The following is a 9,240-nucleotide window of genomic DNA, read 5'->3' as shown; positions in this document are numbered from 1 at the left end:
CTGACCCCATGCCGAACTCAGAAGTGAAACGCTGTAGCGCCGATGGTAGTGTGGCATTCGCCATGCGAGAGTAGGACACTGCCAGGCACCCAATTAAACGGTGATGTGAAGAATCACATGGCTGGCTGCGAGGATGACACCTCACAAACAAGCAGCAAAAGATTTAGCGAAAGCTAACCGAATGCGGAGCGGTAGTTCAGTCGGTTAGAATACCGGCCTGTCACGCCGGGGGTCGCGGGTTCGAGTCCCGTCCGCTCCGCCACTAAATTGAAAGGCCTTCCCTATCGGGAAGGCCTTTTTGCTTTCTGGCGTCTGGATAAGGGCTCAGGGAACAAGAGGCTACCACCAGGGCTGCGACTTGCCACTGACAACTCGATCCCGCTCTGTTGTCCTTTGTGCTTGAGCCGGACTTTGTCCGTCTCTGCGTCCGTTATGCCACTAACAAGAAGCCCAGTCGACAGACTGGGCTTTTTTTAGTCTCCACGGTCTCCTCTTCGATCTTCGCAGCAGAAGCATTGCCTTCTTGAGCCGTGAGCTTGCTAGTAATAGACGCAGAGCCAGACGGTTGTCTCGGTCGGATGGGTCCACTCCACCCGGTGCTGAAGGTGCGCCGGGATGTTGATGTAATCCCCCGGCCCCAGATGGACGCGTTCCTGTACCCCGGTATCCGGTGTGATGAAGACCAGGATGGCCTCTCCCTGCACCAGCAATACCCATTCGTGTTCATCCTGATCGAACCACTCTCCGGTAGGGGTCTGCTGCCCCTGGGAGAGAATGCGCTCGATACGAACATTGTTGGTACTGACCAGATCCGCGAACACTTCACTGGGCAGGGGGGAGGGGATCCGGCCAAGCAGGTTGCCTGTGTGCATGGGCTTCTCTCCGGTAGATGGGAACGTGGCTAGCTAAGAGTGTAGAAGCTTGGGATGGGCCGCTCTCATGGAAAATGAGGCCTCCAACGAGCCTTTTTATGAAAAACTTCGGGGAAATGGGGGCTTATCCGCTGCAATCTCGTCAAATTCTTGCTATTTTGCGCGCCAGAAAGCAAACGATTTCCTTCACACTTTCAGGATGAACTATGGCAACGCAACAAACGACGGCCCGCGCCGGCAATGGCGGGTTTCTGGATTCCTATTTCTCCATCAGCCAGCGTGGCAGCACGGTGCGACAGGAGCTGCTGGCCGGGTTGACCACCTTCCTGGCGATGGTCTACAGCATCATCGTCGTGCCGAACATGCTGGGCGCAGCCGGTTTTGAGCAGGGCCCGGTGTTTGTGGCGACCTGTCTGATCGCCGCCTTCGGCTCCCTGCTGATGGGGCTCTGGGCCAAGCTGCCGATGGCCATCGGTTGTGCCATCTCTCTCACCGCCTTTACCGCCTTCAGCCTGGTGCTGGGTCAGGGGCTGAGCATTCCGGTCGCGCTGGGCGCCATCTTCCTGATGGGGGTGCTGTTCACCCTGATCAGCGTCACCGGCGTGCGCCAGTGGATCCTGGACAACCTTCCCTCCGGCATCGCCCACGGTACCGGCATCGGTATCGGCTTGTTCCTGCTGCTGATCGCCACCAACGGGGTCGGCATGGTGATCAAGAATGAAGGGGCTGGCCTGCCGGTGCAGCTCGGCGAGATCACTGCCTTCCCGGTCATCATGACGGTGCTGGGTCTGGCTGCCATCTTCGGCCTGGAGCGCCGCAAGGTGCCGGGCGGTATCCTGATGGTGATCATCGCCATCTCCATCCTCGGCCTCATCTTCGATCCGAAAGTGACCTGGCAGGGCTTCTTCGCCATGCCGAGCCTGAGTGGCGAGAATGGCTCCCTGGTGGGCAGCATGGATCTGCTGGGCGCCCTCAATCCGGTGGTGATTCCGACCGTGTTGGCGCTGGTGATGACCGCCGTGTTTGACGCCACCGGCACCATCCGTGCCGTGGCTGGTCAGGCTGGCCTCATCAACGAGCGTGGTCACATCATCAGCGGTGGCAAGGCCCTGACTGCGGACTCCGTCAGCAGCATGGTGGCGGGCGTGGTAGGTGGTGCTCCGGCAGCCGTCTACATCGAATCCGCCGCAGGGACAGCTGCCGGCGGCAAGACAGGTCTGACCGCCACCCTGGTCGGCGTGCTCTTCCTGCTGATGATCTTCCTCTCCCCGCTGAGCTATCTGGTACCGGCCTACGCCACCGCACCGGCCCTGATGTATGTGGGCCTGCTGATGCTGGGCAACGTCACCAAGCTGGACTTCAACGACTCGGTCGATGCCCTCTCCGGCATGCTGTGCGCCGTCTTCATCGTGCTCACCTGCAACATCGTCACCGGCATCATGTTAGGCTTCGTGGCCCTGGTGGTCGGCCGCCTGTTTGCCGCCGAGTGGAAGAAGCTCAACATCGGCACCGTCATCATCGCCGTGGCCCTGGTGATCTTCTACGCCGGTGGCTGGGCCATCTAATCCTCACGCTATCGAGAAGGGCCCTGCGGGGCCCTTTTTCATGGCTGTGAGGCGGCTAACACTTTCCCGGATCTTCCCCATCCGCTCGTTTCAGATTGAAACGTCAGGCTTCGTTTGTTGTTTCAGATCCGAACCGAAATCCCTGTCATTTTTATCCCCCTATGGCTCGCTAGACTGGCTGCATCAACCATCTGTCCACCCGTATGGTGGCAAGCCAAGGAGTGAGCCATGAAGAAGCTGATCAATGCTGTCGATGCCGTGGTCCGTGAACAACTGATGGGGATGGCCGCTGCCCACCCCGAGCTCAAGGTGCGAATCGAACCCCACTACATCACCCGCGCCGATTCCCCCGTGACGGGCAAGGTGGCGCTGGTCTCCGGTGGCGGCAGCGGCCACGAGCCCATGCACGGTGGCCTGGTGGGTAAAGGAATGCTGGATGGTGCCTGCCCCGGCGAGATCTTCACGTCCCCGACCCCGGATCAGATGTACGAGTGCGGTCAGGCCGTCGACGGCGGCGCCGGCGTGCTGTTTCTGGTGAAGAACTACACCGGCGACGTGCTCAACTTCGAGACCGCGGTCGAGCTGCTGCACGGTGACGGGGTCAAGGTGGGCTTCGCCCTCATCGATGACGACGTGGCGGTGAAGGACAGCCTCTACACCGCTGGCCGCCGCGGGGTTGCCACGACAGTGTTGTGCGAGAAGCTGGTCGGTGCCGCCACCGAGTCGGGCTACGATCTGGCGCGCTGTGAGGCGCTGGCCCGCCGCATCAACAACCAGAGCCGCACCATAGGCGTGGCCATGCACGCCTGCACCGTGCCTGCTGCCGGCAAACCCTCCTTCACCCTGGCGGACAACGAGGTGGAGTTCGGCGTGGGCATTCACGGCGAACCCGGTATCGAGCGCCGTCCCTTCACCGACCTCAACGCCCTGGTGGACGACATGTTCAAGGAGCTGACCGACAACAGCCCTTATGGCCGCACCCTGCGCCACTGGGACAGAACCACCGGCAGCTGGCAGGAAGAGCACACCTTTATCGAGTCGCTCAATGGGGGTGACCGGGTCATCGTCCTGGTCAATAGCCTCGGCGGCACCCCCATCTCCGAGCTCTACGGCGTCTATGGTCGCCTCGCCACCCTGTGCGAAGAGGCGGGCATTCATCTGGTGCGCAACCTCATCGGCCCCTACTGTACCTCTCTCGACATGACCGGCATCTCCATCACCCTGCTCAAGGTGGATGACGAGCTGATGACCCTGTGGGATGCCCCCGTTCACACCCCGGCCCTGCGGCGCGGCTGCTGAGGAATATTCATGTTAAACAAGTATCAGATCGTCAACTGGCTGCTCGACTGCGAGCACATCTTTACCGAGCAGCGTGACTACCTCACGGCGCTGGATACCGACATCGGCGACGGCGACCACGGCCTCAACATGCAGCGCGGCTTTGCCAAGGTGGCGGAGAAGTTGCCCGCGGTGGCGGACAAGGACATCGGCCAGGTGCTCAAAACCACCGGTATGACGTTGCTCTCCTCGGTCGGCGGCGCCAGCGGACCCCTCTACGGCACCTTCTTCATCCGGGCGGCGGCCAGCAGCGATGCCTGCCAGAGCCTGACCCTCGGCCAGCTCGGCAAGATGCTGAGCGACGGGGTGGAGGGGATCGTCTCCCGTGGCCGCGCCGAGCCGGGTGACAAGACCATGTGCGACGCCTGGTGGCCCGCTCTGGCTGCCCTGCAGCAGGCGGAACAACAGGGCCTGCCGCTCCCCGAGGCGCTGGACAAGGCGGTGGCTGCCGCCGCAGCTGGCACCGAGGCCACCATCCAGATGCAGGCCCGCAAGGGGCGCGCCAGCTATCTTGGTGAGCGCAGCATCGGCCATCAGGATGCGGGGGCCACCTCGACCCTGCTGCTGTTGACCGCCCTGCGTGACAGAGCGAGGTTGTAAACATGATCGGCATCGTAGTGGTCTCTCACAGCGCCCAGCTGGCGGCCGGTTTGAAAGCCCTGGCCGATCAGCTGGGCAGCCCGGCGAAACTGTTGCTGGCGGCCGGGGTCGATGACCCCGCCCATCCCATCGGCACCGACGCCATCGCCGTGATGAGTGCGATGGAAGAGGCGGATGACGGCAGCGGGGTGCTGGTGCTGATGGACTTGGGCAGCGCCCTCCTGAGCGCCGAGACCGCCCTCGAGCTGCTGCCCCCCGAGCTGAGCGCCCGGGTGCGGCTCAGCCCCGCCCCGCTGGTCGAGGGCACTCTGGCCGCCGTGGTGGCCGCTGGCGCAGGCCTGACGCTGGATGAGGTAGCCGCCGAGGCGCTTGGCGCCCTGGGCCCGAAACAGGGAATGCTGCCTGCCAGTGCGGCGCAGGCCACCACGGAGGCAGCCCCTGTTGCCGACGACGGCTGGCTGCGCTGCGAGGTGGTGGTGGAGAATCCCCACGGCCTGCATGTGCGCCCCGCCGCCCGGCTGGTGGCGGCACTCAAGCCCTTTGCCGCTGAACTCAGGCTGCAAAAGGGGGAGAAAGAGGCGAATCCCCGCAGCCTGAGCCGGCTCGCCATGCTCGATGTGCGCCAGGGGGACAGGCTCATCCTGCTGGCGCGAGGGGAGGATGCCGGGGCGGCGCTGAGCTGCTTCCAGCAACTGGCGCGGGATCGCTTCGGCGACTGAAACATTCCCCCATCCGGGCCCCGTCACGACGGGGCCCGCTTTTTTTGAGGGGAGTTCTGGTCAGTGGTGGTAGTCGGCGGGATCGATGTCGAGCAGTTTGAGTCGCCGCCAGAGGGTGGTGCGGCTGATCCCGAGCTGGCGCGCCATCTGGCTGACCTGGCCCTTGCTGGCACGGGCGGCCCGCAGGATCGCCTGATGCTCCAGCTCCGCCAAGGTGAGCAGCGGCTGTCCCACCACCTCGTCCGCCAGCAGGCAATGGCCCTGGCGGATGGCGGCCGGGAGCGCCCGGGGCGGGATCTGTGCCTCACTGCAATGCAGCAGGGCGTACTCGATGGCGCTGCGCAGCTCCCCCAGGTTGCCGGGCCAGGGGTAGGCCAGCAGGCAATCGAGGGCGTCAGGGGTGAACTGGCGCCCCGGCTCGCCTCCCTGCACCGTCAGGTGCTGGCGGATGAGGCCGGGCAGATCGGCGCTGCGCTCCCGCAGGCTCGGCAGCCAGAGTTCGCACCCTTGCAGCGCATAGAGCAGCTGGCGACCGAATTCCCCCTCCTGCACCCGCTGCTCCAGCGGGGCGCTGCTGGTCGCGATGATCCTCACCCTGAGGGGCAGGATGCGGGCGGAGTCGAAGCGCTGGATGCGCCCCGTCTTGAGCAGTTGCAGCAGGGCGGCCTGCATGGGGGCGGGCAGGCACTCCATCTGCTCCAGCACCAGGGTGCCACCGTGAGCCAGCTCGAACTTGCCTGCCCGCTCCTGCCCCGCCTCGTCGGACCCCATGAGTTCCAGCGCCATCCGCTCCCTCGGCCATGCCTGGCAGTTGAAGATGACCAGGGGGCCGGCGGCTCGCTCGCTGCCAAAGTGGATGGCCTCCGCCAGCTGGGCCTTGCCCACCTCCTCTTCCCCTCGCAGCAGGACGGGGCCCTGTCCCCTGGCCGCCTGGCGGGCGTGGCGCAGCAGTTTGCGCATGGCGCTCGACTCCCCCACCAGGGCGGAGAGCTCGGGCACCGTCTGGCGCAGTTGATGAATGGCGCGCAATCGATCGGTGGGATGGAGCAGGACGATGAAGCTGACCCCGTCCGGCCCCGGCAGGGGCTTGAGGCTCACCAGGGCGTCGATGAAGGCCTCGCCCCGGGTCTCTCGCCGCTCCAGAGTCACCTCCACATGGCTCAGGGGGGTCATCTCCGCGATGGCCAGACGCAGGCGCTGGGGCATCAGCAGATGGTGATCGAGGGGCTGACCCAGGCAGACAGCCGGGTCGAGTTGCAGCCGACTGGCCGCCAGGGCGTTGAGGTAGCGCAGCCGCCCCTGGGGATCCCAGGCCAGTACGCCGTCTTCCATGCCATCCAGCAGGGCATAGAGCTCGCTCAAGTGGTGCTGGGACTCCTGCATCAGGCGCTCCATCTGCAGCAGATTGGCCAGTTCACGGCCGGCACTGACGGTGAGCGCGAGATCTCCCGGCGCGGCCTCTTCCACCCGGCAGATCAGGGCCACGATCGCCACCTGGCGACCGGTGCTGTTGTAGACGGGGCTGGCACAGCAGTGCCAGGGGTGGAGACGCTGGTTGAAGTGCTGGGGGCCGCTGACGCAGAGCGGCACCCCCTCCAGGGCCGCCAGGTTGACGGCATTGGTGCCGATGCGTCCCTCGCTGAAAAACGCGCCTGGGCCAAAACCGAGTGCCGCCAGCGCCTGCAGGGTATCGGGGTGGCCGGTCTGGGCCAGCAGGCAACCGCTCTCGTCGGTGAGCAGCAGGGCGCAGGGGCGCCCCTCCATGAACTCGTAGAGATCCTCCAGCGCCATCTCGCCGGTGGTGAGCAGGTCCCGTTTGCGCTGGCGCAGGCTCTCCAGGGTCTGCCCTCTGGCGCAGTGGGGAGGATGCCAGAGGGACGCGCTGGTCTGGTGGGCACAGCGCAGCCAGGAGGCCTGCAGGTGCTCGGGCCAGGACGAGAGGGGCTGGGGGACGGATGGCATGGTCACGGCGATATCCGGCAAAAGGGAAGGGGCCATTTAATCACCCTCGCCGCCCCGATTCAGTGACCGCTCTCAGAGTGTCGCGTCCTGGTCCCGGGTGGCAGCCTCTGCAGCAAACTGCTGCTGGAGCCAGTGGCTCACCGCCCGGCACTGGGGACTGCCTTCGCTCTCCTGATGGATCAGCATGTTCCAGTTCGGCCCGGCCACCCGGTGGGACGAGAGGGGCAGCAGCCACCCCTGTCGGCGTGCGTCGCGAGAGAGCAGCTCGCTCGCCAGCGCCACCCCGAGCCCGGCGCTGGCCGCATCCTGCAACAAGCCGGGATCGGAGAAGTTGAGCCCCTGGGTCTGCAGGTGCAGATCGTCGCCGCCCTTGAGGGTCCAGTGGTGCCAGTCCATTTCCCGCTCCCCGTGCAGGGTGGTGCGCTCCTGCGCGGGCTGTGCCAGCACGGCCGGGCTCGCCACCGGCAGCAGCCGATCCGCCAGCAGCGGCTGATGGCGGCATTCCGCCTGGGGAGCCAGCCCCCAGCGCAGCGAAATGTCGATGGTCTGTTCGGCCATGTTCGGCGTGTCGTCGCTGGTGAACAGCCAGAGATCGATGCCCGGATGCTGACGGTGAAGGTCGGCCAGCCGGGGCAGCAGCCAGAGGCGGGCGATGGTGGTGCTGGTGTTGAGCACCAGCTGGTTCGGCTTGCGGTACTGCTCGAGGCGCTGTATTCCCACCGCCAGTTGCAGCAGCACCTGCTGGGTCGTTTCCAGCAGATCCTGGCCCGCGTCGGTCAGGGCGACGGAACGTCCCTGGCGGTGAAACAGGGGCTGGCCAAGCAGCTCCTCCAGCGAGCGGATCTGCTGACTGATGGCAGACTGGGTGAGGTGCAGCTCCTGGGCTGCCTGATGAAAGCTGCCGAGCCTGGCCGCCGCCTCGAAGCCGCGCAGCACGTTGAGAGGGGGCCAGTGTTTGAACATCATTGATTAGCTCCACTTATCACTTTTATCGAAAATCGATCGTTTGTTACCCATCAACGGGGAGAATAGTCTATTCCCATCGTCAATAACCTTAATAGTACCTAATCAGAGAGGCTGAGATGCGCGAGCAGGGAATGAGGGCTGTGGGCTGGTTCATGCCAGCGGAGTGGTGCCGGCACGCGGCGACCTGGATGGTCTGGCCGCACAACAAGGCGCTGTGGGAAAACGGCTGGGGCGTAACCCTGCCCCAGGTCCAGCAGGACTTCGCGCGGGTGGTCAATGCCATCGCCCGCTTCGAACCGGTGAACCTGGTGGTGGATCCCGCCGCACAGGCGGAGGCTCGCGCCCTGTGCGGCGACGGGGTGCGCTTCATTCCCCTGCCGGTGGATGACAGCTGGTGCCGTGACTCCGGCCCCACCTTCATCTGCCATCCCGAGCTTGGCACCGCCGGGATCAGCTGGCGTTTCAACGCCTGGGGCGGCAAGTCGGCCCACGGTCTGGATGAGGGGCTGGCGCGGCGCGTTCTCAACAGCCTGGAGCTGGAGTGCATCGGCAGCTTCCTCGCCAACGAAGGGGGCGCCATCCATGTGGATGGGGAGGGCACCCTGATCACCACGGAGTCGGTGCTGCTCAACAGCAACCGCAACCCCGGCATGACCAAAGTGGAGATCGAACGGATCTTCAGCCGCCTGCTCGGCATCGAGAAGACTATCTGGCTGCCGGGGGATCCGGACCACGTCACCGGCGACATGACGGACGGTCATGTGGACGGGGTCTGCGCCTTCAGCCGCCCCGGCCACCTGCTGGTGGACGCCACCCTGGACGGGCACTCCACCTATGGCCGCGTGGTGCGGGAGAACCGCCGAGCCCTGGCCCTGGCCACCGATGCGAGAGGTCGCTCCTTCGAGTGCCTCGAGCTGTTCGAGGCGAGCGAGGCGGTGGACGCCGAGGCGGAGGTGTTCTGCGCCTCCTACACCAACTTCTACCTCGCCAACGGCGCCATCATCATGCCCGCCTACGGCGTAAGCGCGGACGAGGCGGCGGGGGAGGTGCTGAGGCGCGCCTTCCCGAACAGGCAGCTGGTGCCGGTGCGCATCAACCAGTTGGCCCACGGCGGGGGCGGCATTCACTGCATCACCCAGCAGCAGCCGGCCTGGCCGGTGCAGGGGTAAGCGTTTGGAGCGGCCTCGTCAGGCGTCTGCGAGGCCTCATGACGGGATC

8 protein-coding genes and 1 tRNA gene are annotated in these 9,240 nt (G+C 65.2%); 6 read left to right on the top strand and 3 right to left on the bottom strand.

Annotated features, from left to right (window positions below):
• Window positions 1-185: 185 nt before the first annotated feature.
• Window positions 186-262, top strand: a tRNA-Asp gene (locus AB5Y47_RS03110).
• A 277-nt stretch (window positions 263-539) separates the two neighbouring features.
• On the opposite strand, the gene AB5Y47_RS03105 is transcribed toward AB5Y47_RS03110, so the two are convergent.
• Window positions 540-872, bottom strand: a complete 333-nt coding sequence (locus AB5Y47_RS03105; RefSeq protein WP_043155034.1) for a cupin domain-containing protein — start codon at window positions 870-872, stop codon at window positions 540-542.
• Window positions 873-1,078: 206 nt separating this feature from the next.
• Between AB5Y47_RS03105 and AB5Y47_RS03100 the strand changes: the two genes are divergently transcribed.
• The 4 genes from AB5Y47_RS03100 (at window position 1,079) to dhaM (ending at window position 5,094) form a co-directional block, all read left to right on the top strand.
• On the top strand, window positions 1,079-2,437 hold the full coding sequence (locus AB5Y47_RS03100; RefSeq protein WP_010675944.1) for an NCS2 family permease: 1,359 nt from the start codon (window positions 1,079-1,081) through the stop codon (window positions 2,435-2,437).
• A gap of 228 nt (window positions 2,438-2,665) precedes the next feature.
• Window positions 2,666-3,736, top strand: a complete 1,071-nt coding sequence (gene dhaK / locus AB5Y47_RS03095) for a dihydroxyacetone kinase subunit DhaK (RefSeq protein WP_043155030.1) — start codon at window positions 2,666-2,668, stop codon at window positions 3,734-3,736.
• A gap of 9 nt (window positions 3,737-3,745) precedes the next feature.
• The gene (dhaL, locus tag AB5Y47_RS03090; RefSeq protein ID WP_266109981.1) at window positions 3,746-4,375 is read left to right on the top strand and encodes a dihydroxyacetone kinase subunit DhaL; all 630 of its coding nucleotides are present in this window, start codon (window positions 3,746-3,748) and stop codon (window positions 4,373-4,375) included.
• A gap of 2 nt (window positions 4,376-4,377) precedes the next feature.
• The gene (gene dhaM / locus AB5Y47_RS03085; RefSeq protein WP_319895955.1) at window positions 4,378-5,094 is read left to right on the top strand and encodes a dihydroxyacetone kinase phosphoryl donor subunit DhaM; all 717 of its coding nucleotides are present in this window, start codon (window positions 4,378-4,380) and stop codon (window positions 5,092-5,094) included.
• A gap of 60 nt (window positions 5,095-5,154) precedes the next feature.
• Here dhaM and dhaR read toward each other — a convergent pair whose 3' ends face one another.
• Window positions 5,155-7,056, bottom strand: coding sequence for a dihydroxyacetone kinase operon transcriptional regulator DhaR (gene dhaR, locus AB5Y47_RS03080; RefSeq protein WP_368219808.1), 1,902 nt, complete (start codon window positions 7,054-7,056; stop codon window positions 5,155-5,157).
• A gap of 72 nt (window positions 7,057-7,128) precedes the next feature.
• Window positions 7,129-8,022 carry a LysR family transcriptional regulator gene (locus AB5Y47_RS03075; RefSeq protein WP_368219806.1) on the bottom strand — a complete coding sequence of 298 codons (894 nt, stop codon included), beginning with the start codon at window positions 8,020-8,022 and terminating at the stop codon, window positions 7,129-7,131.
• A gap of 116 nt (window positions 8,023-8,138) precedes the next feature.
• Here AB5Y47_RS03075 and AB5Y47_RS03070 point away from each other — a divergent pair, with 116 nt between their 5' ends.
• Entirely contained in the window at window positions 8,139-9,191 is a 1,053-nt protein-coding gene (locus AB5Y47_RS03070; protein WP_223931938.1) for an agmatine/peptidylarginine deiminase, read from the top strand.
• Window positions 9,192-9,240 lie beyond the last annotated feature (49 nt).

This window comes from Aeromonas sp. R7-2, from assembly GCF_040908105.1.
GTDB lineage: Bacteria > Pseudomonadota > Gammaproteobacteria > Enterobacterales > Aeromonadaceae > Aeromonas > Aeromonas caviae.
The sequence above is the reverse complement of the archived record's forward strand: the minus strand, read 5'-3'. Positions and strand labels throughout refer to the sequence as shown.